Origin of the sequence: Sphingomonas phyllosphaerae 5.2 (assembly GCF_000419605.1) — a bacterium.
In the GTDB taxonomy this organism is placed as follows: domain Bacteria; phylum Pseudomonadota; class Alphaproteobacteria; order Sphingomonadales; family Sphingomonadaceae; genus Sphingomonas; species Sphingomonas phyllosphaerae_B.
In genome coordinates this window covers 605,417-624,066 of sequence record NZ_ATTI01000001.1, presented here as the reverse complement: position 1 = coordinate 624,066, position 18,650 = coordinate 605,417, and the positions used below count along the sequence as shown (strand labels likewise).

General features: G+C 69.0%; 18 protein-coding genes and 1 pseudogene. 13 read left to right on the top strand and 6 right to left on the bottom strand.

From position 1 onward, the window contains the following. The first annotated feature begins 19 nt into the window (after positions 1-19). The 6 genes from SPHPHY_RS0103000 (at position 20) to SPHPHY_RS0102975 (ending at position 6,658) form a co-directional block, all read left to right on the top strand. The gene (locus SPHPHY_RS0103000) at positions 20-2,407 is read left to right on the top strand and encodes a circularly permuted type 2 ATP-grasp protein (RefSeq protein ID WP_022685234.1); all 2,388 of its coding nucleotides are present in this window, start codon (positions 20-22) and stop codon (positions 2,405-2,407) included. Positions 2,408-2,452: 45 nt separating this feature from the next. Beyond that, positions 2,453-3,334, top strand: a complete 882-nt coding sequence (locus SPHPHY_RS0102995; RefSeq protein WP_022685233.1) for a transglutaminase family protein — start codon at positions 2,453-2,455, stop codon at positions 3,332-3,334. Positions 3,335-3,410: 76 nt separating this feature from the next. Continuing rightward, positions 3,411-4,352 (top strand): DnaJ C-terminal domain-containing protein, encoded by a 942-nt coding sequence (locus SPHPHY_RS0102990; protein ID WP_022685232.1) that lies wholly within the window; start codon positions 3,411-3,413, stop codon positions 4,350-4,352. A 6-nt stretch (positions 4,353-4,358) separates the two neighbouring features. Continuing rightward, on the top strand, positions 4,359-5,378 hold the full coding sequence (locus SPHPHY_RS19035; protein WP_022685231.1) for a YihY/virulence factor BrkB family protein: 1,020 nt from the start codon (positions 4,359-4,361) through the stop codon (positions 5,376-5,378). After that, positions 5,338-6,129, top strand: coding sequence for an enoyl-ACP reductase FabI (fabI, locus tag SPHPHY_RS0102980; RefSeq protein WP_022685230.1), 792 nt, complete (start codon positions 5,338-5,340; stop codon positions 6,127-6,129). The genes SPHPHY_RS19035 and fabI overlap by 41 nt, the downstream gene beginning before the upstream one ends. A gap of 4 nt (positions 6,130-6,133) precedes the next feature. Further along, entirely contained in the window at positions 6,134-6,658 is a 525-nt protein-coding gene (locus tag SPHPHY_RS0102975; RefSeq protein ID WP_022685229.1) for a GNAT family N-acetyltransferase, read from the top strand. Between the two features lie 3 nt (positions 6,659-6,661). Here SPHPHY_RS0102975 and SPHPHY_RS0102970 read toward each other — a convergent pair whose 3' ends face one another. The 5 genes and pseudogenes from SPHPHY_RS0102970 to SPHPHY_RS0102950 all read right to left on the bottom strand — a co-directional run bounded on the left by SPHPHY_RS0102970 (position 6,662) and on the right by SPHPHY_RS0102950 (position 11,167). Continuing rightward, on the bottom strand, positions 6,662-7,021 hold the full coding sequence (locus SPHPHY_RS0102970) for a reverse transcriptase-like protein (RefSeq protein WP_028056424.1): 360 nt from the start codon (positions 7,019-7,021) through the stop codon (positions 6,662-6,664). Then, complete coding sequence (locus SPHPHY_RS0102965) at positions 7,018-7,557, bottom strand: rRNA large subunit pseudouridine synthase E (protein WP_022685227.1); 540 nt, start codon at positions 7,555-7,557, stop codon at positions 7,018-7,020. Before SPHPHY_RS0102965 ends, SPHPHY_RS0102970 begins: the two co-directional genes overlap by 4 nt. After that, positions 7,554-9,165: pseudogene (locus SPHPHY_RS19030) on the bottom strand (NAD(P)/FAD-dependent oxidoreductase). The gene SPHPHY_RS0102965 and the pseudogene SPHPHY_RS19030 overlap by 4 nt, the downstream one beginning before the upstream one ends. 372 nt (positions 9,166-9,537) lie before the next feature. Beyond that, positions 9,538-10,554: an LLM class flavin-dependent oxidoreductase gene (locus SPHPHY_RS0102955; protein WP_022685226.1), complete on the bottom strand. Its 1,017-nt coding sequence runs from the start codon at positions 10,552-10,554 to the stop codon at positions 9,538-9,540. A gap of 163 nt (positions 10,555-10,717) precedes the next feature. After that, the gene (locus tag SPHPHY_RS0102950; RefSeq protein ID WP_022685225.1) at positions 10,718-11,167 is read right to left on the bottom strand and encodes a winged helix-turn-helix transcriptional regulator; all 450 of its coding nucleotides are present in this window, start codon (positions 11,165-11,167) and stop codon (positions 10,718-10,720) included. 87 nt (positions 11,168-11,254) lie between these two features. Between SPHPHY_RS0102950 and SPHPHY_RS0102945 the strand changes: the two genes are divergently transcribed. Together SPHPHY_RS0102945 and SPHPHY_RS19025 are read left to right on the top strand one after the other, a co-directional pair. Then, positions 11,255-12,379, top strand: coding sequence for an NADH:flavin oxidoreductase (locus SPHPHY_RS0102945; RefSeq protein WP_022685224.1), 1,125 nt, complete (start codon positions 11,255-11,257; stop codon positions 12,377-12,379). Positions 12,380-12,461: 82 nt separating this feature from the next. Further along, on the top strand, positions 12,462-12,710 hold the full coding sequence (locus SPHPHY_RS19025) for a hypothetical protein (protein ID WP_022685223.1): 249 nt from the start codon (positions 12,462-12,464) through the stop codon (positions 12,708-12,710). Positions 12,711-12,822: 112 nt separating this feature from the next. Here the strand turns inward: SPHPHY_RS19025 and SPHPHY_RS0102935 are convergent, their stop codons facing one another. Next, the gene (locus SPHPHY_RS0102935) at positions 12,823-13,083 is read right to left on the bottom strand and encodes a hypothetical protein (protein WP_051148363.1); all 261 of its coding nucleotides are present in this window, start codon (positions 13,081-13,083) and stop codon (positions 12,823-12,825) included. 127 nt (positions 13,084-13,210) lie between these two features. Between SPHPHY_RS0102935 and SPHPHY_RS19020 the strand changes: the two genes are divergently transcribed. The 5 genes from SPHPHY_RS19020 to SPHPHY_RS19015 all read left to right on the top strand — a co-directional run bounded on the left by SPHPHY_RS19020 (position 13,211) and on the right by SPHPHY_RS19015 (position 18,623). After that, on the top strand, positions 13,211-13,720 hold the full coding sequence (locus SPHPHY_RS19020; RefSeq protein ID WP_081645377.1) for a 2Fe-2S iron-sulfur cluster-binding protein: 510 nt from the start codon (positions 13,211-13,213) through the stop codon (positions 13,718-13,720). Continuing rightward, entirely contained in the window at positions 13,717-14,682 is a 966-nt protein-coding gene (locus SPHPHY_RS0102925) for an FAD binding domain-containing protein (protein ID WP_022685220.1), read from the top strand. The genes SPHPHY_RS19020 and SPHPHY_RS0102925 overlap by 4 nt, the downstream gene beginning before the upstream one ends. Beyond that, the gene (locus tag SPHPHY_RS0102920; protein WP_022685219.1) at positions 14,679-16,928 is read left to right on the top strand and encodes a xanthine dehydrogenase family protein molybdopterin-binding subunit; all 2,250 of its coding nucleotides are present in this window, start codon (positions 14,679-14,681) and stop codon (positions 16,926-16,928) included. The genes SPHPHY_RS0102925 and SPHPHY_RS0102920 overlap by 4 nt, the downstream gene beginning before the upstream one ends. 110 nt (positions 16,929-17,038) lie before the next feature. Beyond that, positions 17,039-17,962: an XdhC family protein gene (locus SPHPHY_RS0102915; RefSeq protein ID WP_022685218.1), complete on the top strand. Its 924-nt coding sequence runs from the start codon at positions 17,039-17,041 to the stop codon at positions 17,960-17,962. Then, positions 17,949-18,623 (top strand): nucleotidyltransferase family protein, encoded by a 675-nt coding sequence (locus tag SPHPHY_RS19015; protein WP_051148256.1) that lies wholly within the window; start codon positions 17,949-17,951, stop codon positions 18,621-18,623. Before SPHPHY_RS0102915 ends, SPHPHY_RS19015 begins: the two co-directional genes overlap by 14 nt. The last annotated feature ends 27 nt before the right edge of the window (positions 18,624-18,650 follow it).

Below are 18,650 nucleotides of genomic sequence, written 5' to 3'. Positions count from 1 at the left end.
CGGCGCGCCTGCCGATACGATGCGCGCCGCCGCCGCCGCGCCGTGGATCGCGGTGCTTGAGGAACTGTCGGCAGTCGCCGGCGATGATCTCGGGCACGCGCGCGAACGGGTGCAACGCCATGCCGCAGACATCGGCACCGGCTTCCGCATCATCGGCGAGGACAGCGAGCGGCCGTGGCCGGTGAGCCCGGTCCCGCTGTTGATCGAGAACGACGAGTGGGCGACGATCGAGCGCGGCGTCGTGCAGCGCGCCGACCTGTTCGAGACGATCCTGAAGGACCTGTACGGCGACGCCCGGCTGGTCGCGCGCGGACATATCCCCGCGCCGCTCGTCACCGGCAGCCCGCTCTATCTCCGCCCGCTGGTCGGACTTTCGCCACCCGGTGGCCACCATCTGCATTTCGTCGCGATCGACCTTGGGCGCAGCCCGGCGGGCGAGTGGCGCGTGCTCGCCGACCATCTCCGCGCCCCGACCGGCGCGGGATATGCGCTGGAGAACCGGCTGGCGGTCAGCCGCACGCTCGGCGGGTTGCAGGCGCGCCTCAACGTACGCCGCCACGCGCCCTTCTTCGCGGCGTTCCGCGAGGGGCTGGCCGCGGCGTGCGAGCGTACCGACCCGCGCATCGGGTTGCTGACGCCGGGCCGCTACAATCCCAGCTACCCCGAGCAGGCGCATCTCGCGCGATATCTCGGGCTGCTGCTGGTCGAGGGCGATGATCTCGCGGCACTGGAGGATCGGCTGTACGTCCGCACGATCGGCGGGCTGAAGCGTATCGACGCCCTCTGGCGACGGCTCGACCCGCGGCTGCTCGATCCGCTGGCGTTCGACTCGCACTCGCGGATCGGCGTGCCGGGGCTGATCGACGTCTGGGCGCAGGGCAATGTCGTGCTTGCCAACGCGCCTGGCGCGGGGGTGCTGGAGAGTGCGGCGTTCAGCGCGTTCCTGCCGCAGCTCGCCACGCGGCTGACCGGCGCCGACCTGATCCTGCCCAACATCGCGACATGGTGGTGCGGGCAGCCCCGCGAGGCGGCGCATGTCGCGGCCGAACTCGATTCCATGCTGCTGTCGTCCGCGTTCGGTGCGCGCACGCTGGGGCTGCCGGGCGATGCCCCGATCGCCGGTGCGGACCTGACGCCGGAGCAGCGCGCCGCCTTCCTCGACGACCTCACCCGGCGTCCGCAGGATTATGTCGGGCAGGAAATCGTGCGATTGTCGACAATGCCCGTGGTGATCGGTGACCAGCTGGAGCCGCGCCCGTTCACGCTGCGCGTCTTCGCGGCACGCGATGCAACAGGCCGCTGGCAGGTGCTGCCCGGCGGATTCGCGCGGATCGGCGAGCATCCCGATCCGCGCGCGGCGGTGATGGGCGAAGGAACGTGGTCCGCCGACGTCTGCGTCCATGGCGCGGACCCCGTCGCGCCTGTGTCGCTGCTTCCGGCGCCCGACTCGCTGCACATCCGGCGTAATCCCGGCACGTTGCCGAGCCGCGTCGCGGACAATTTCTTCTGGCTGGGCCGCTATCTGGAGCGCGGAGAGGCGTTGCTGGCGGCGATCCGTGTCATGCTCGGGCACTCGATCGATGCCGAGCCCGGTGCTGCGCCGGACGAGACGACGATCGCGCGACTGGTCGCCGAGATCGTCGACACCGGCGCCGCGCCGCCGCCCGCCAGCCTGCGCCGCGCCGATCTGACCGCCTTCGCACGAATGGCGATGGAGACGCAGGAAGGTGGTTGGCAGTCGGTCGCCGCGATCAACACCCATGCGCAGCGGATCGCCGGCGGCTCGCGCGATCGGTTGTCGGTGGACATGGTCCGCCTGCTCGACGCGCCCTTTCCCACGCACCGCGGGACGCTCGACCGCGCCGGCTCGCTCCAGCGCCGCTACGCCGCGATCGCCGGACTGTCGGCGGAACATATGGGGCGCACCGCATCGTGGCGCTTTCACGACCTGGGCCGCCGCGTAGAGCGCGCGCGCGCCAACGTACGTGCCGCGCGCGCGTTCGGGATGAGTGGCGCCTCCGCCGACGATCTTTCGACGCTGCTCGACCTTGCCGACAGCCAGATCAGCTATCGCCAGCGTTACCTGACCGGGATCGCGCGCGTGCCGGTGGTCGACCTGACCGTGCTCGACCCCGGCAATCCGCGCGCACTCGCCTTCCAGGTCGAACGGATCCGCGAGCATCTCGCGGCGCTGCCGGTGCTCGACGACGACGGCATGGCCGAGCCGCAACAGATCGAGGCGACCGAACTCTACGCGCTTGTCGCGCCGGCGCAGGCCGCGTTGCTCGATCCCGAGACGCTGAACGAGGTCGAACGTCGACTCTTCCGCCTGTCGGAGGCGATCGCGCATCGCTATTTCCTGCAAGGCGCCGAGCCGCTGCGCGCCAGCGGGCTGACATTGGCATGAGCGACCATCCGCCGCGCCGGACGAACGAGGACCGTGGCTGATTCCATGCGTTACGACATCCGCCACATCACCCGTTTCGACTATGGCAATGCGGTCAAGTTCGCGCGGTGCAACCTGCGGCTGAAGCCGATCGACTGGCCGGGCCAGCGGCTGGAGGAATATGCACTCCATGTCGCGCCGTCGGGTCGCACCTCGCCCGCCCATGCCGAGGCCGGTCTGGCGCATGTCACCCGGCTGGTCGTCGACGAACGCGTCCGCCACCTGACGATCGAGAGCGTCGCGCGGCTCACCGTCGACCGGCTGGTGCCGGTGCCCGACGCCACCGATCCGACGATCGCCGAGGTTTCGGCGTGGGCGCGTGCCTCCAACGACCTTTCGGCGGCCGGGCCGGCGGCGTACCTCTACCCCTCGCCGCTGATCCCGCTGGATCGTGAGATCGCCGATTATTGCGCGCCCGATCTCGCGCCCGACCGGAACGTGCTGGAGGCGGGCATCGCGCTGGCGCAGCGTATCCAGCGCGACCTGGCCTTCGATCCCGCCGCCACGCTGGTCGACACGCCTCCGCACGAAGCGTTCCGCAAGCGCCGCGGCGTCTGCCAGGATTTCGCGCAGATCATGCTGACCGGCTTGCGCGCCGCCGGCCTGCCCGCCGCCTATGCCTCTGGCTATATCCGTACCATTCCGCCGCCCGGACAGGCGCGGCTGGTCGGCGCCGACGCCACGCACGCCTGGGTGCTGATCTGGTGCGGCCCGTCGCGCGGCTGGGTCGGCGTCGATCCCACCAACGGCATCTGGATGGCGGGTGACCATATCATCGTCGCCGTGGGCCGCGATTATGCCGAGATCGCGCCGGTCGACGGCGTCGTGCTCGGCTCCGGCGCACAGGCGATGGAGGTCAGCGTCGACGTCGCGCCGGTCGCCGAATAGTCCGTCCGGTCCGCGCCGATTGCCTTCCGCGCCGCAACGCCCCACATAGGCGAGTAACACACCAATCGGGGAAGACATGGCCGATCCATATGCGACGCTGGGCGTGGCGCGCGGCGCCAGCGAGGCGGACATCAAGAAGGCGTATCGCAAGCTCGCCAAGGAGCTGCATCCCGACCGCAACCGCGACAATCCCAAGGCCGCGGAGAAGTTCGGGCAAGTTACCGGTGCCTACGACCTGTTGACCGACAAGGACAAGCGCGCGCGTTTCGACCGCGGCGAGATCGACGGGGACGGCAATCCCGCCGCGCCGTTCGGCTTCGGAGCCGGGGGCCGCGCGCAACCCGGCGCGGGCGGGTTCCGCTCGCAGGGCTTCGACATGGGCGGGGCCGAGACGCCGGACATGAGCGACATCTTCGAGGGGCTGTTCGGCGGCCGCACCCGCGGCGGCGGTGCGGCGGGTGGCTTCTCCAGCGGCTTCGGGCGCCGCGCGGCCCCGGCCAAGGGCGGCAACGTCGCCTACGCGTTGCGCGTCCCCTTCATCGATGCCGCGACGCTCGCGCCGCAACGCGTCACCTTGGCCGGTGGCAGCACGATCGACCTGAAACTGCCGGCCGGCGTCGAGACCGGGACGCAGATGCGGCTCGCGGGCAAGGGCGATGACGGGCCGGGTGGCGCCGGCGATGCGATCGTCACGATCGAGATCCAGCCGCACCGCTTCTTCACGCGCGAGGGCGACGACGTTCGCCTCGATTTGCCGATCACGCTCAAGGAAGCGGTCGAGGGTGGCAAGGTAAAGTGCCCGACGGTCGAAAACCCGGTGATGATCGCGGTTCCGGCCGGGGCAACCTCGGGCAAGACCTTGCGTTTGAAAGGAAAAGGCTTTCATCGCAAAGGCGGCGGACGTGGCGATCAATTGGTGACGCTGACCGTCGACGTGCCGGCCGACGATGCGGCGCTGAAGGCGTTCGTCGCCGACTGGGAAGGTGGCGGGAACCCGCGTGCTGCGATGGGCGTCTGACATGACGTGTCGGACGTACCCCTATCGCTGACGCCGGAGGATCGCGGCCGCCAGCACGGTGCCGCGTACCGCCGGCTCGACCGCAAACTGGCGCGGCTCCGACCCGGCGTATATTCGCTGGAAGTGATGAAGCGTGCGCTGCTCGGTGTGTGGACGGACGGCTTCATCCACGCCGGCAACCTCGCCTATCTCGCGCTGATGACGGTCTTCCCGTTCTTCATCGTCGCCGCGGCGATCGCCTCGGTCTTCGGGCAGAGCGACGAGGTTCGGCACGGGCTCGCCGGCTTCCTGTCGGTGCTGCCGCGCGACGTCGCCGACGTGCTGCGCACCCCGATCGGCAACGTGCTGCAGGCACGTACCGGCCCGCTGCTGTGGTTCGGCGCGCTCGTCGGCTTGTGGACCGTCGGCAGCTTCGCCGAGACGATCCGCGACATTTTCCGCCGCGCTTATGGTACGCGCTCGTCGCAATCGCTGTGGCGGGCGCGGCTGGGGCTGAGCCTCGCGATCGTCGCGTCGGTCGTGATCGCGCTGTTCGCGTTCCTGGTGCAAGGCATCATCACTGCTGCCGAGCAGTTCATCTACCGCCTGCTGCCGGTGGCGCAGCATGTCGCGGAATGGCTGAACATCGCGCGACTGGTGCCCGCGGTGATCATGTTCGGCGCGCTTTACATGCTGTTCTACTCGGTCACCCCGGGCAAGTATCGCCGCGCCGAGGTGCCGAAGTGGCCCGGCGCGCTGTTCACGACGGTCTGGTGGGTCAGCATGACCGCCGGGCTGCCGTGGGCGCTGTCGCAGCTCGGCGGCTACGACCTTACCTATGGCAGCCTGGCCGGTGTGGTGGTGATGCTGCTCTTCTTCTATCTGATCGGTCTGGGGCTGGTGTTCGGCGCCCATCTCAACGCAGCACTGGCGGAGCCGCCCGAAGCGGTTGTAGAGGGGGCGGAACAGACGGAAGAAGAGAGCAGGACATCGCGTGAACGGATTGATGGCGGGCAAGCGCGGGCTCATCATGGGGCTGGCCAATGACAAGTCGCTGGCCTGGGGTATCGCCAAGCAGCTGAGCGAGGCGGGGGCCGAACTGGCCTTCTCCTACCAGGGCGCGGCCATGGAAAAGCGGGTGCGCCCGCTGGCCGAGCAGCTCGGCGTCGCGCGGCTGTTCGATTGCGACGTGGCGGACATGGCGGCGCTGGATGAAACCTTCGCGGCCCTGGCGCAGGAATGGTCCACGATCGACTTCGTCGTTCACGCGATCGGCTTCTCCGACAAGTCGCAGCTGCGCGGGCGCTATTACGACACCACGCTCGACAATTTCCTGATGACGATGAACATCTCCGCCTATTCGCTGGTCGCGGTGGCGCAGCGTGCGCGCGCGATGATGCCGGAGGGCGGCGCGATCCTGACGCTGACCTATTACGGCGCCGAGAAGGTCATCCCGCACTACAACGTCATGGGCGTAGCCAAGGCGGCGCTGGAGACGAGCGTGAAGTATCTCGCGGTCGATCTCGGCCCGGACAATATCCGCATCAACGCGATCTCGGCCGGACCGATCCAGACGCTGGCCGCGCGCGGGATCGGCGACTTCAACTACATCCTGAAGTGGAACGAGCTGAACGCGCCGCTGCGCCGCACGGTGACGATCGAGGACGTCGGCGGCGCCGGCCTCTACATGCTGTCCGATCTGTCGAGCGGCGTTACGGGCGAGATCCACCATGTCGATGCGGGCTATAACGTGATCGGGATGAAGGCGGAGGACGCGCCGGACATCGCACTGGCATGACGGCATGACGATCACGATCCGCACCGCGCTCGGCCCCGATGTCGTCGCGATCGACGCGTTGTTGCGCACCAGCTTCCCGCGCGCCGACGAGGCCGATCTGGTGCGGCGACTATGCATCGACGGCGACATGGTGCTCGTGCTGGTCGCCGTGGACGAGGAGGCCGGCGATCTGGCTGGCATGGTCGCGTTCAGCCGGATGCAGGCCGATGCCGGCGGCAAGGAGATCGCGGCGGTCGCACTGGCGCCGGTTGCGGTCGCCGCCGCCTATCGCAGGCAGGGCGTGGCCGAGGCGCTGATCCATGCGGGTATCGAGCGGCTGGAAGCCGAGCGCGTCGTGCTATGCTTCGTGTTGGGCGAGCCGGGCTTCTACGAGCGGTTCGGCTTCCACGCCGATTACGCGAGGAACTTCACCTCCCCCTATGCCGGTGAGCAATTGATGGCGCTGCCGGTGCAGGGCGGGTTGATGCCGTGCGGGGTGCGCGGCGAGGCGCGCCACGCGTCGGCGTTCGCGCGCCTGGCGGCGGAATAACGCTCACGCCATCGCGTAGCGCTCCAGCGCGATCCCGGCGAGGTTCTGCGTGCGGCGGATGTAGCGGATGCGCAGCCGCTCCGGCCGGGGAAGTGCATGGAAATCGTCGAAATGCCGGCGATGTGCCGGCGGGCAGCGGATCGCGCCGTGCGCCTGCGCGATCACCGCCGCCGAATCGCCGAGCAACACCGCCTCGGCCAACCCCAATTCATCGGCAAGCCGCAACGCGGCGGTCAGCGCCAGCCACTCCGCTTCCATGCTGGTGCCGGGACCGAGATCGCGGCGCATCCAGGTGCGTCCCCCGGCGACCAGCGCATATTCCATCCCCGCCGGCCGCAGCCCGCCATCGAAGAAGATCTTCACGCCGCCACCCACGCGCCACTGTCGATGCCGTCCAGCGTCCACTCGCCGACCCGCCAGCGCACCAGCCGCAGCGTCGGGTGCGCGACCGCCGCGGTCATGCGTCGCACCTGACGGTTGCGCCCCTCACGGATCGTCAACGCGATCCAGCTGTCGGGGATGCTCGCGCGGACGCGGATCGGCGGCGTGCGCGGCCATAGCGCCGGCGGGTCGATGCGCTCGACCTGGGCAGGGCGGGTCGGTCCGTCCTTCAGCATGACACCGTCGCGCAGCGCCGCCAGCGCCGCGTCGTCGGGGACGCCCTCGACCTGCACCCAATAGGTCTTGGGCAGTTTGAACTTCGGATCGGCGATCCGCGCCTGTAGCCGGCCGTCGTCGGTGAGCAGCAGCAATCCTTCACTGTCGCGATCCAGCCGCCCGGCCGGGTAGACACCCGGCACGGCGATGAAGTCCGACAACGTCGTGCGTGTCGCCGGCGCGCCGCGATCGGTGAACTGGCTCAGCACGTCGTACGGCTTGTTGAACAGGATCAGCGTCATGCCGCGGCGATACGTTCCGCCACCGCCTCGGCGACGCGGATGCCGTCGACCGCCGCCGACAGGATCCCGCCGGCGTAGCCCGCGCCCTCCCCGGCCGGATACAGCCCGCGCGTGTTGAGGCTTTGCAGGTCATCGCCGCGGGTGAAGCGCACCGGCGAGGAGGTGCGCGTCTCGACCCCGGTCATCACCACGTCCGGGTGGTCGTAGCCCTTGATCTGCCGCCCGAACACCGGGATCGCCTCGCGCATCGCCTGGATCGCGAAGTCGGGCAGGCATTCGGCGAGGTCAGTGGGGGTCACGCCGGGCTTGTAGGAGGGCACGACGCTGCCGAGCGTCGTCGAGGGGCGCGCGGCGAGAAAGTCCCCAACGCGCTGCGCCGGGGCGTGGTAATTCGACCCGCCGGCGACGAACGCGCGTTCCTCCCAATGGCGCTGCAGCGCGATGCCGGCCAACGCGTCGCCGGGAAAGTCACGCGCCGGGTCGATCGCGACGACGAACCCGGAATTGGCGTTGCGCTCGTTGCGCGAATATTGGCTCATGCCGTTGGTGGCGACGCGGCCCTCCTCGGAGGTGGCGGCGACGACAGTGCCGCCCGGGCACATGCAGAAGCTGTAGACCGTGCGCCCGTTCGAGCAGTGATGCGAAATGTGATATTCCGCAGCGCCGAGCACGGGATGCCCGGCATCGGGGCCGAAGCGTGCGCGGTCGATCCACGATTGCGGGTGTTCGATGCGCACCCCGATCGAGAACGGCTTGGCTTCGGCATGGACGCCCGCCTCCAGCAGCGTGGCGAACGTATCGCGCGCTGTGCCCGATCGCCATCACGACGTGCTCGGCCTCCAGATAGCCGCCGTCGTTCAGGTGCAGCCCGCGCATCCGACGCCCTTCCCCGTCGCCGACGATGTCGAACCCCTCGACGCGAGTCGAGAAGCGGTACTCGCCGCCGAGTTCCTCGATCGTCGCGCGCATGCTCTCGACCATCGTCACCAGCCGGAACGTGCCGATGTGCGGGTGCGCCTCGGTCAGGATGTCCTCGGGCGCGCCGGCCTTCACGAACTCGGTCAGCACCTTGCGGTTCAGGTAGCGCGGATCCTTGATGCGGCTGTAGAGCTTCCCGTCCGAGAAGGTCCCTGCCCCGCCCTCCCCGTACTGGACATTCGATTCGGGGTTGAGGACGCTGCGCCGCCACAGGCCCCACGTGTCCTTGGTGCGTTCGCGCACCACCTTGCCGCGCTCCAGCACGATCGGGCGATAACCGCCCTGCGCGAGGATCAGCGCGGCGAACAACCCGCACGGCCCGGCGCCGATCACCACCGGTCGCGGTGCGCCCTCCGTCGCCGGTGCGGGCGCGCGGTAGCGGGTGTCGGGCGTGAGCGAGACGTCGCGGTCGCGGCGGTTGCGCGCGAGCACGGTGCCTTCGTTCTTCACCGCTACGTCCAGCGTGTAGACCAGCGCGATCTTGCCATGCTCACGCGCGTCGGCCCCGCGCCGCGCCACGGTGAAGCGGATCAGGTCGCGCGGGGTGATGCGCAGCCGCTTGACGATTGCGGCGGGCAACGCCTCGTCGGCATGATGGAGCGGCAGTTTAAGGTCGGTGATGCGGATCATGGCGGCGGGGCTTTAGCGAGGTTCGCGGCGGCACGCGAATGTTGTGAATGTTGAGACGCCGGCGGGGTCGTCGGCGGCGCGAATGTTGCGAATGTTGAGACGCTGGCGGGGTTCGCGCGCGGCGCGCGTGTTGCGAATGTTGAGGCGGTTGCGAGGTTCGTCGATCGGCTGGCGGGCCGGATGACACGACGTCCCCCTACCGTTGCGAGCGCAGCGAAGCGACCCCGCGCCCGACCAGGACGCCGCGGATTGCCTCGCTGCGCTCGCAATGATGTCCACGCCTGGTTCCACCTGATGACGCCCGACATTAGCCGGGTGAAGGCGGTGTAGGACAGCGGCTTTCTTTTGCCGGCGATAACGAGGCGCGGTCGGTCAGCGCCAGCCCAGCGCCGGCGCGACGTGGCGCAGGATGTTTTCCAGCACGTGCGCATTGTAATCGACGCCGAGCTGGTTCGGGACGGTGAGCAGCAGCGTGTCGGCCTCGGCGATCGCTTCGTCGGCGCGAAGTTGCTCGATCAGCCGTTCCGGTTCGGCAGCGTAGGAGCGACCGAACACCGCGCGCATGTTATCGATCACGCCGATCTGGTCGCCGCCGCCGTCGCGCCCGAAATAGGCACGGTCGCGATCGTCGGTCAGCGCGAAGATCGAGCGCGACACCGACACGCGTGGCGCACGGGCGTGACCGGCCGCGGCCCACGCCTCGCGATAGGCTCGGATCTGCTTCGCCTGCTGCACGTGGAACGGCTCGCCGCTTTCGTCGGCCTTCAGCGTCGAGCTTTGCAGGTTCATGCCCATCTGCGCCGCCCATATCGCGGTGGCATCGGAGGCCGATCCCCACCAGATCCGCTCGCGCAGGCCAGCCGCATGCGGCTCCAGCCGGAGCAGTCCGGGGGGATTGGGAAACATCGGCTGCGGACTGGGCGTGGCGAAGCCCTCGCCAGCCAGCAGCCGCAGGAACAATTCGGTGTGGCGGCGGCCCATGTCGGCGTCGCTCTCGCCCGCCGCCGGCGCGTAGCCGAAATAGCGCCAGCCCTCGATCACCTGCTCGGGCGAACCGCGGCTGAGCCCGAGTTGCAGCCGCCCGCCCGCGATCAGATCGGCGGCCCCGGCATTCTCGGTCATGTAGAACGGGTTCTCGTAGCGCATGTCGATCACGCCGGTGCCGATCTCGATCGAGCGCGTGCGCGCGCCGACCGCGGCGAGCAGCGGAAACGGCGAGGCGAGCTGCTGCGCGAAATGGTGGACGCGGTAATAGGCGCCGTCCGCGCCGAGTTCCTCGGCGGCGACCGCGAGCTCGATCGACTGAAGCAGGACGTCAGCGGCGGAGCGCGTCGCCGAGCCATGCGCGTCGGACCAATGCCCGAAGGAGAGGAAGCCGATCTTCTTCATGTGTTCGTTCCGTTGTTTGGCCCGTCATCGCGAGCCCGAAGCAGGAAGACGTTCATGCAACCCGCGCCGTCGTTGCGAGCGTAGCGAAACAATCCAGGGCGTTCTGGTCCGGCTCTGGATTGCTTCGCTGCGCTCGCAATGACGAACCGCCGCGACGGGAAATTCAGACCGTCAGCTTCGCGTCGAAGCGGCCGCGGGCTTCCTGGACATGCGTCATGTTCTCGATCGCCCAGCGATACAGCGCCTTGAACGGCTGGTGCAGCGAGCGCCCCAGCGGCGTGATCGCATATTCCACCGCGACCGGCGACGCCGGGATCACGCGTCGCGAGACCAGCCCGTTGCGCTCCAGCCGGCGCAGGCACTGCGTCAGCGCCTTCTGCGTCACGCCTTCCAGGTGGCGGCGGATCGCGTTGAAGCGCATCGGCGCGGCGTCGAGAACGGTCAACACCATCATCGACCATTTGTCCGCGATCTGATCGAGCAGCGTCCGGCTGGGGCAGTCGACCGAAAAATGCTGGCAGCCCGCGAGGCCCGGGACCGTACCGGGAATCGGGCCGGGAACGAGGTCAGGCGGCGGGGCCGCGAGGGGTGCGAAGGTGGGGGTGGTTTCCATGAGTATACCTGGTGGATCGCTGGTGCGTTATTGACGTCAGGTTTCCAATATATACCTGTAGGGCGAAATCACAAGAAAAGGCCATCCATGTCCACCGCCTCGGTCGATACCCTGTTCCGCCCGTTCACGCTCGGCTCGCTCGAGCTGTCCAACCGCATCGTGATGGCGCCGATGACCCGCACCATGGCGCCCGGTGGCGTCGTAGGCGAGGCGAATGCCGCTTATTACCGTCGCCGCGCCGAGGGTGGAGTCGGGCTGATCCTGTCCGAGGGTACGGTCATCGACCGGCCGTCGTCGCGCAATCATCCTGGCATCCCGTTCTTCCACGGCGATGCCGCGCTGGCGGGCTGGAAGGGCGTGATCGACGCGGTCCACGACGCCGGCGGCAGGATGGGACCGCAGATCTGGCACACCGGCGCCACCAGCGGCCCGCCCGCGGGCGACTGGGCACCCCCGCAGCCGGTCGAGAGCCCGTCGGGCTATAACGCGCCTGCCGAAGCCCGCGGGCAGGCGATGAGCGACGAAGACGTCGCCGACACGATCGCCGCGTTTGCGCGTGCCGCGTCCGAGGCGAAGGCGCTCGGTTTCGACACGGTCGAGATCCACGGTGCGCACGGCTATCTGATCGACCAGTTCTTCTGGGGCGGCACCAACCAGCGCGACGACACGTACGGCGGCGCGACGATCCGCGAACGCTCGCGCTTCGCAGGCGAGGTGGTGAAGGCGGTACGCGCCGCGGTCGGCCCGGACTTCCCGGTGATCCTGCGCGTCAGCCAGTGGAAGCAGCAGGATTACCGCGCGCGGCTCGCGGAGACGCCCGCGGCGATGACCGACTGGCTGCTGCCGCTGGTCGAGGCGGGGGCAAACGTGCTGCACTGCTCGCAGCGGCGCTTCTGGGAGCCGGAGTTCGCCGAGATCGACGGTGCGGACGGGCTGAATTTCGCCGGCTGGGCCAAGAAGCTGACCGGTGCCGCGACGATCAGCGTCGGCTCGGTCGGGCTGTCGGGCGAGTTCCTGGCGGCGTTCGGCGGCGAGGGCTCGACCAGCACCGACCTCGACCGGCTGGTCGCGCGAATGGAGCGCGACGAGTTCGACCTGATCGCGGTCGGGCGCGCGCTGATCAGCGACGCCGACTGGGTGGCGAAGGTGCGCGCCGGCGACGCCGCCGGGCTGAAGGGCTTCGAGGCGAGCGCGCTGGCGGAGCTGGTGTGACCTGACGCCACGCATCCCTTTGCCGCACCCGCGCGTAGGTAGCGCATCGCCCGCCTGCGCGGGTGCGGACCCGGAGGATGACATGAGCGACAAGGAACCGATGCAGGCCGATGGCGAGGGCACGAGTCCGCACGTGCCCGACGAGAACGGCGAAGTCGCGAGCCGCCGCGACAGCAAGGGCGAGAGCCAGGGCGGCGCCTACCCCAACCCGCATACCGGCAAGGACGGCGGGCATTTCGACGGCGGGCAGACCGAACGCGCCTATCACGGCGGCCATCAGGCCGGCGACGAGAAGGACGCCGAGCAGCCGAACGCGCCGTCCACCGAATAAGGCCGCTCGGCTAGCCCCTCACGTCATTGCGAGCGCAGCGAAGCAATCCAGTGCCGGACCAGCACGGCTGGATGGCCCGGCGACGCTCGCAATGACGTAGCTGGTTTCCGCCTCAGTACGCCGGCGGCCGCGCCGGCGCGCCATAGCCGTCCGCCTGGCAGCTTTCCGGATGCTTGCGACACTCCTTGTCGCGCTTCTCCTGCTCCTTGCGCATGCGGCGCGTATATTTCTCGTCGCGTTCCTTGGCGCTGGTCGTCATCAGATCGGCACCCTTGCCGACCGCCTTGACCGGCATCGTCGCGACGTTCCAGGCGGTGCGCACGCACCCGCTCGTCGCCAGCAGCGCGGCACACCCCAACATCAGTCTGCGCATCTCGATCTTCTCCCACCCGATGCGCCGCCATAGCAGCACCCACCTGAACCGTAGCCGTGAGAATCGTTCGCACGGACCCGGCCCCGCTCGCCGACGTTGGTGCGGAATGAGCGGAGAGGCCGAGCGCATGCACTTCACGATCAATGGTAAACCGCACGAGGCGGAAGTCGACGTCCGGACGTCGCTGCTCGACTTGTGCCGCGAGCATCTCGGGCTGACCGGCAGCAAGAAGGGCTGCGACCACGGGCAGTGCGGCGCGTGCACGATGCTGGTCAACGGACGGCGCATCAATTCCTGCCTGACGCTGGCGGTGATGCACCAGGACGACGAGATCGTGACGATCGAGGGGTTGGGCACGCCCGAGAACCTCCACCCGCTGCAATCCGCGTTCGTGCGGCACGACGGCTATCAATGCGGTTACTGCACGCCCGGGCAGATCTGCTCCGCGGTCGGCATGCTCGACGAGGTGAAGAAGGGCTGGCCGAGCCATGCCTCGGCGGACCTGAACACCGTCGCGTTCGACGACGCCGAGATCAGCGAGCGGATGAGCGGCAACATCTGCCGCTGCGCCGCTTACCCCAATATCGTCGACGCGATCCGCGAAGTCGCCGATGCCGATGCGAAGGTGGACGCATGAAGACCTTCGATTATGCGCGGGCCGGATCGGTCGCCGAGGCCACGCAGGCCGGCGGGCGCTTCATTGCCGGCGGCACCAACCTGCTCGATCTGATGAAGTTACAGGTCGAGACGCCCGACAAGCTGGTCGACATCAGCCGGCTGGACCTGAACACGATCGACGAGCGCGAGGACGGCGGGCTGACGATCGGTGCGCTGGTGCCAAACAGCGATCTCGCCGCCGACCCGCGGGTGATCGCGAAGTACGAGGTGCTGAGCCGCGCCTTGCTGGCCGGCGCGTCCGGGCAGTTGCGCAACAAGGCGACGACCGGGGGCAATTTGCTTCAGCGGACGCGCTGCTATTACTTTTACGACACGGCAGCGGGCTGCAACAAGCGCGAGCCGGGCAGCGGATGCGAGGCGATCGGCGGGTTCAACCGCATCCACGCGATCCTCGGCACCAGCGAGCACTGCATCGCGACGCACCCCGGCGACATGCCGGTGGCGATGCGCGCGCTGGACGCAGTGATCGTCACGCAGAAGGCCGACGGCGACAAGCGCCGCCTCCCGATCGGCGACTTCTACCGCCTGCCGGGCGACGCGCCGCACATCGAGAACGTGCTGGAGGCCGGCGAGCTGATCACGCATGTCGAGTTGCCCGCCCCGCCCGCCGGCCGGCACCTGTATCGCAAGGTTCGTGACCGCGCGTCCTACGCATTCGCACTGTTCTCCGTCGCGGCGGTGGTGAGCGTCGAGAACGGCACGATCGCGTCGGCGGCGCTCGCGTTCGGTGGCGTAGCGCACATGCCGTGGCGCGATCCCGGCGTTGAGGCGGCGCTGGTCGGCAACGCCCCGTCCGAGGCGGTGTTCGCGGCGGCAGCCGACGCGCTGCTGGCCGACGCGAAGGGCTTCGGCTCGAACGATTTCAAGCTTCCTTTGGCGCGGCGCACGCTGATCGCCTGCCTGCGCGAGGTGACGCAATGACCCTGATCGACAAAGTGCTGGGCCGCGAGGACACGCGCAGCCTGACGATGAACGACCCGCATCCGCACAGCTGGCTGGATGCCGGCGCGCAAGGCGTGATCGGCAAGCCGCTCGACCGGATCGAGGGCCCGTTGAAGGTCTCGGGCAAGGCGACCTATGCCGCCGAATACGCCGTCGATCGGCTGAGCTACGGCGTGCTGGTCCGCGCACCGTTCGGATCGGGGACGATCCGTGACGTCGTGGCCGACGCGGCGCGCGCTTTGCCGGGCGTGATCGACGTCATCACCGACTATCCCAGCTTCATCCGCAACCCGCAGCAGGGCGGCGAGAAGAAGGCGCCGACGCAGGGGGTCGAGAAGGTCGACTATCACGGCGAGATCGTCGCGATCGTCGTTGCCGAGACGTTCGAGGCGGCGCGCGATGCCGCGGCGCGCGTGACGATCGATTACGAGCCTGCGAAAGGTGCGTACGTCTTCGCCGCGCACCGCGACCAGGCGACGCGTCCACCCCCCGACCAGATACCGCCGCACATGGCCAAGGGCGATGTCGACGCCGCGATGGCCGATGCCACGTTCACGATCGACGCGACCTATACGACGCCGAGCCAGAATTCGGCGGCGATGGAGCCGCATGCCTCGATCGCCGAATGGCAGGACGGCACGCTGGTGCTCCACGGCAGCTACCAGATGGTCGCTTCCGACCAGATGCAGCTTGCCGCCGCATTGGGTGTCGCCAAGGACAAGGTGCGGATCATCTCGCGCTACGTCGGCGGCGGGTTCGGGTCGAAGCTGGGCATCGCGCCCGAGAGCGTCGCCGCGGCCATCGCCGCCAAGCGGCTCGACCGCCCGGTGAAGGTGGCGATGGCACGCCAGCAGGTGTTCGACGCGACCGTGCGCCGCTCCAATACCGAACAGCGTATCCGGCTGGCCGCGGACGCGCACGGCAAGCTGACCGGCCTTGGACACGAGACGCTGGCCAGCAACCTGCCCGGCGAGGACTTCTTCGAACCGGCGGGGATCGGTACGCAATTCGCCTATGCCGCGCCCAACAGGCTGATCGATCACAAGCTGGTACGACTCAACTGGCTGCTCGCCGGATCGATGCGGGCGCCGGGTGAGGCGGTCGGGATGCTGGCGCTGGAAGCGGCGATGGACGAACTGGCCTATGCGGTCGGCATCGACCCGATCGAGCTGCGCCGTCGCAACGAGCCGGCGATGGACCCGCAGAACGATCTGCCTTTCTCCACGCGACAGCTGATCCCGTGCCTCGACAAGGGTGCGGCGCTGTTCGGCTGGGCCGCGCGCAAGCCTGTGCCCGCCGCCGATCGCCGCGGCGAATGGTGGCACGGGGTCGGCGTGGCGGCGGCAGTGCGCTCGAACATGCTCCAGAAATCATCGGCCACTGTCGAACTGACGGCCGACGGGAACGCCATCGTGTCGACGGACATGACCGACATCGGCACCGGCACCTATACGATCCTGGCGCAGATCGCCGCCGAGACGCTGGGCCTGCCGATCGAGCGCGTCACCGTGCATCTTGGCGACGGCGCGGCACCGCCCGCTGCCGGGTCGGGCGGATCATGGGGCGCGGGATCTTCGGGGTCGTCGGTCTATGTCGCCTGCGAGGGGCTGCGCGAGAAGCTGGCCAAGGCGATGGGAGTCGATGCGGCGTCGATGACGCTGAAGGACGGGCGCGCGATCGCGGAGAACCGTGCGGTCGAGATCGCGGAACTGGTCGGCGACGGCATGACCGTGACCGGCAGCATCGCGCCGGGCCGGCAGGAAAAGCTGCATCGCCAGGCCAGCTATGGCGCGCATTTCGCCGCGGTGAAGGTGAATGCGACCACTGGCGAGGTGCGCGTCGAGCGGATGCTGGGCGTGTTCGCGGCGGGGAGGATCCTGAACGCCAAGACCGCGCGCTCGCAATGCCTGGGTGGCATGACGTTCGGGATCGGCGCGGCGCTGACCGAGGAACTGGTCCACGATCCCCGCAACGGCAAGGTCGTGAACCGTGACCTCGCCGAATACCACGTGCCCGTGAACGCCGACATCCCGCAGATCGAGGTGGAATTCATCGACGAGCGTGACGTTCATGCCAATCCGATCCACGCCAAGGGGATCGGCGAACTCGGAATCTCGGGTGCGGGCGCCGCGATCGCCAACGCGATCTATCACGCCACCGGCGTGCGCGTGCGCGACTATCCGATCACCTGCGACAAGTTGCTGGCGGCGCTGCCGCCCGTCTAAGCTTCCGACGTCGTTGCGAGGAGCGACGCGACGCGACGATCCGGGGCAGCGCGCGGAACCCCGGGTCGCTTCGCTCCGCTCCTCATGGCGCATCTCCTTGAAAGACGATCATGGCCGACAACGATTCCGTCCTCGCCGCCGCCGCCGCCTGGAAGGGCGAGCCGTTGGCGCTCGCCACCGTCGTCTCGACGTGGGGCTCGGCACCGCGCCCGCGCGGCAGCCACATGCTGGTCCATGCCGATGGCCGGTTCGAGGGATCGGTATCGGGTGGCTGCGTCGAGGGAGATATCCTCGACACCGCTGCGCAGGTGATCGCCGGCGCGCCATTCGCGGTGAAGACCTACGGCGTCGCGGACGACAGCGCATGGGAGGTCGGGCTGCCGTGCGGCGACGAGATCTCGGTGATGGTGCAGCGGGTCGGCGCGGATGGCTTCGACCCCGAACTGTTCGATCGCATCGCGGAGGCACGCGCGGCGGGGCAGTCGCTGACCGTCACCACCGACCTCGCCACCGGCCATGCCGATTTGCGTCCCGTTGAAACCGGCGAGGTTTTCGTGAACCGCTACGATCCGCCACGCCGGCTGCTGATCGTCGGCGCGGTGCAGATCGCGCAAAGCCTCGCCGCGCTGGCCGCCACGCTCGGGATCGAGGTGGTGGTGATCGATCCGCGCGGACGGTTCCTGACCGAGGAGCGCTTTCCCGGCGTGACGCTCGACGATCGCTGGCCCGACGAAGCGGTGACCGCGTGGAAACCGGGGCGCTCGACCGCGATCGTGACGCTCAGCCACGACACCAAGATCGACGACCCTGCATTGGTCGCCGCGCTGTCGAGCGATGCCGCCTATGTCGGCGCGCTCGGCAGCCGGCGCAGCCATGCTGCGCGGCGGGAGCGATTGACGGCATCCGGCGTTGATCCACATCAAGTGGACCGTATCGATGGCCCGGTAGGCATCGACATCGGCGCGGTCGGACCGGCAGAGATCGCCTTGTCGATCGCGGCCGCGATGGTGGGAGCGTTTCATGATCGCCGTTGAAGACACCGTGCTCGTCCTGCTCGCCGCCGGCCGGTCCGAGCGGTTCGGGTCCGGGGCGAGCAAGCTGGACCAGCCGTTCCTCGCGCGCCCGCTGGGGCTGCACGTGGCGGTCGCGCTGGAGGACCTGCCGTTTCGTGAGCGGATCGTCGTGGTCGATGGCTGCACGATCGACTATGCCGCGCACGGCTTCACGGTGATGCACAACGACGCCCCGCACCGCGACATGGCATCGTCGGTGCGGATGGGCGTAGAGTGCGCACGCGCGCACGACGCGAAAGCGGTGCTGATCGCGCTGGGCGACATGCCACGCGTCACCGCCGCGCACATCCACCGCCTGTTCGACGCCGCCGCCGATCTGGCCGACGACGCCGTGGTCGCGTCAAGCGATGGCGTCGCGCCGCGGCCGCCGGTGCTGATCGGGTGCGGGCGCTTCGCCGCGATCATGGCGATCACCGGCGACCAGGGCGCGCGCGACCTGATCCAGGCCGGGCGCCACGTCGTCGCCAACGCCGCGGAGTTGATCGACGTCGACACGCCCGAGGATCTGGAACGGCTGCGCGCGCTGGTCCACGCGCCGGAGGCGCTGACGCGCCAGGACTCGCACGCACTGCGCGCCGGATCGGCGGACGAGCGCCGCGCCGCGGTCGACAACCTGCCTTAGGGCCAATCGACATCCAGCCGCCGTCCC